The sequence below is a fragment of the Rhodanobacter sp. DHB23 genome (assembly GCF_014842975.1).
In the GTDB taxonomy this organism is placed as follows: domain Bacteria; phylum Pseudomonadota; class Gammaproteobacteria; order Xanthomonadales; family Rhodanobacteraceae; genus Rhodanobacter_A.
Genome location: NZ_JACYXK010000007.1, coordinates 1 through 3,274 on the forward strand (window position 1 = coordinate 1; position 3,274 = coordinate 3,274).

General features: G+C 68.7%; 2 protein-coding genes and 1 pseudogene. 1 reads left to right on the forward strand and 2 read right to left on the reverse strand.

From position 1 onward, the window contains the following. Nucleotides 1-111 precede the first annotated feature (111 nt). Nucleotides 112-2,349 carry a DNA topoisomerase IV subunit A gene (parC, locus tag IHE47_RS00045; RefSeq protein ID WP_192102889.1) on the reverse strand — a complete coding sequence of 746 codons (2,238 nt, stop codon included), beginning with the start codon at nt 2,347-2,349 and terminating at the stop codon, nt 112-114. A gap of 100 nt (nt 2,350-2,449) precedes the next feature. Then, complete coding sequence (locus IHE47_RS00050; protein ID WP_192102891.1) at nt 2,450-2,821, reverse strand: type II toxin-antitoxin system RelE/ParE family toxin; 372 nt, start codon at nt 2,819-2,821, stop codon at nt 2,450-2,452. Between IHE47_RS00050 and IHE47_RS00055 the strand changes: the two are divergent. After that, nucleotides 2,755-3,274, forward strand: a pseudogene (locus IHE47_RS00055) (transposase); the annotation flags it as partial. The gene IHE47_RS00050 and the pseudogene IHE47_RS00055 sit on opposite strands and share 67 nt — an antisense overlap.

Consider the following 3,274-nt stretch of genomic DNA (forward strand, 5'->3'; position numbering starts at 1 on the left):
CTGTATGCGCGTCCTCCTCACCCGCCTCAACGCCATGGCGCGTGACCGCGCTGAATGGAGAACGCCGATGGCGGAGTGAAGACAGTTGCTCCTACGGAGGGTGCGTGCGCTTCAGCCCGTGGTCTCGATGCGCTCCACGCGCCGCAGGCCGCGCGGCAGCAGGCCGCCGCGGCTGGCGCGGGTGCCGCCGTACTCCACCAGGTCGGCCCAGCGCAGGGTGAGCTTGCGCGCGCCGGCGTACATGGTGACCTCGCCCTTGCCTTCGGCGACCACGGCGATGCCGGCCACGCGCTCGCCTTCCGCGAGCTGCTTCTTAGGCACCTCGATCAGCTTGTTGCCCTTGCCCTTGTCCAGTTCCGGCAGCTCGGCCACCGAGAACATCAGCAGGTGCCCCTCGGTGGTGACCACCACGATGCGGTCGCGCGCGGGATCGGCGCTGGCCTGCGGCGCCAGCACCCTGGCGCCGTCGCTGAGCGAGATGATCTGCTTGCCCGCCTTGTTGCGGCCGGTGAGCGCCTCGAAGCGGGTGACGAAGCCGTAGCCGAAGTCGGTGGCGAGGATCAGCCGGGTATCGTTGTCGCCGGCCACCAGCGCGTCGAAGCTGGCGCCGGCGGGCGGGGTGAAGCGGCCGGTGAGCGGGTCGCCGTTGCCGCGTGCGGAGGGCAGGGTGTGCGCGGGCGTGGAGTAGCTGCGGCCGGTGGAGTCGATCACCGCCACCTGCTGCGTGGTGCGCGCCCTGGCGACGGCGAGCAGGCCGTCGCCTTCGCGGTAGCTCAGGCCCTCGGCGTCGATGTCGTGGCCCTTGGCCGCGCGGATCCAGCCCTTCTGGCTCAGCACCACGGTGACCGGCTCGCTGGCCACCAGCGCGCTTTCGTCCAGCGCCTGCGCGGCTTCGCGCTCCACCAGCGGCGAGCGGCGTGCGTCGCCGTACTTCTCGGCGTCGGCGCGCAGCTCTTCCTTGATCAGGCCCTTGAGCTTGGTCGGCGACTTCAGCAGCACGTTGATGCGCGCACGCTCCTCTTCCAACTGGTCGCGTTCGCCGTTGATCTTCATCTCTTCCAGCCGCGCCAGCTGGCGCAGGCGGGTTTCGAGGATGTAGTCGGTCTGTTCCTCGCTGAGGCCGAAGCGCGCCATCAGCACGGCCTTCGGCTCCTCCTCGGTGCGGATGATGCGGATCACCTCGTCCAGGTTGAGGTAGGCGATGCGCAGGCCTTCCAGCAGGTGCAGCCGGCGTTCCACCTTGGCCAGGCGGTGGTTGAGCCGGCGCGTGACCGTGCTGGTGCGGAACGCCAGCCACTCGGTGAGGATCTTCTTCAAGTCCTTCACCTGCGGGCGGCCGTCCAGGCCGATCATGTTGAGGTTGACGCGGAAGCTCTTCTCCAGGTCTGTGGTGGCGAACAGGTGCGGCATCAGCTCGTCGGCGTCGACGCGGCTGGAACGCGGCACCAGCACCAGGCGAATCGGGTTCTCGTGGTCGGATTCATCGCGCAGGTCCTCGATCATCGGCAGCTTCTTCGCGCGCATCTGCGCGGCGATCTGTTCGAGGATCTTCGACGGGCTGACCTGGTGCGGCAGCGCGGTGATGACGATGTTGGCTTCCTCGCGCACGTACACCGCGCGGGCGCGCACCGAGCCGGTGCCGTTCTGGTACATCGCCAGCAGTTCGCTGCGCGGGGTGATGATCTCCGCCGCGGTGGGGTAGTCCGGCCCCTTCACGTGCTCGAAGAGCTCGGCCACCGTGGCCTCGGGCTCGTCGAGCAGGCGGATGCACGCGCTGACCAGTTCGCGCAGGTTGTGCGGCGGGATGTCGGTGGCCATGCCCACCGCGATGCCCATCGAGCCGTTGAGCAGCACGTGCGGCACGCGCGCGGGCAGCCACGAGGGCTCCTCCAGCGTACCGTCGAAGTTCGGTACCCAGTCCACCGTGCCCTGGCCCAGCTCGCCCAGCAGCGCCTCGGCGATCGGGCTGAGCTTGGACTCGGTGTAGCGCATCGCAGCGAAGCTCTTGGGATCGTCCGGCGAGCCGAAGTTGCCCTGGCCGTCCACCAGCGGGTAGCGGTAGGAGAACGGCTGCGCCATCAGCACCATCGCCTCGTAGCACGAGGTGTCGCCGTGCGGATGGAACTTGCCGATCACGTCGCCGATGGTGCGCGCGGATTTCTTCGGCTTCGCGCTGGCCGCCAGCCCCAGCTCGCTCATCGCGTACACGATGCGCCGCTGCACCGGCTTCAGGCCGTCGCCCACGAAGGGCAGGGCGCGGTCCAGCACCACGTACATCGAGTAATCGAGGTAGGCGCGCTCGGCGTATTCCTTGAGCGGGATCTGTTCGTAGTTGGCTTGCAGGTTCATGCGGGGATTGTCGCTGGGTTACGTAACCGGGCGATGGTGCCAGATCGGCGGGGTGGGGGACAGCTTGACGGGGGCGGTGAATCGGCGCGGAGCGGGCATTTCACGGGACATAGGGTGGCGAGGGCGGCTCGTGCAGTGTGCCTTCGTGGTCCTCGCCGCCGAAATACACGCCGACCACGTAGACATCGTCGGGCTCGACCACGATGGCGACGCTCGCCGCGTGGCCGAATCCGATCACGTGCAAGCCGGGGAGGATGTCGGGTCGCGGGTGGCCCCGCTCGGGGAAGGTGGCCGGGCCGCGGAAATAATCCAGCAATCGCGCGATGTAGCGGTCAGCGACCGACGCGCCGGCATGTTGCGCGATGTAGTCCCGCTGGCGGACGAGCTTCGCGTGGACCGCCTCACCGTATCGTGGAGCGCAAGCGGCTGTCGCGCCGGGCCTTTGCGCATGTGCTGGATAACCGTGGGCCACTGCGCGTGGTGATGGAAGTCTACGGCAGCGCGCATTACTGGGCGCGCCGGTTTGCCGGGCAGGGGCATACGGTGCGGCTGCTTCCTGCTCGCGATGTGCGCCCGTATCGGCGTGCTGACGGCCACCGCCTTGCGAGCCAGTGTCGGTTCGCTGGATCGGTTCCGCAGCGGCCGTCACTTTGCCGCGTGGCTGGGATTGACGCCGCGCGAGCATTCTTCCGGTGCGCAGCGTCACCTCGGCGCCATGAGCAAACGCGGCGACGGCTACCTGCGTCTGCTGCTGATCCATGGCGCACGCGCCGCCCTGCGTGCCGCGCAGGTTCGGCAGCGAAAGGATCAACTGCTCGACCGTCTGCAGGCCTGGGCGCTGGCGTTGCAGGCCCGGCAAGGCCACAACAAGGCGGCGGTCGCGCTGGCCAACAAGGTCGCCCGCCGCGTCTGGGCCATGGAACAT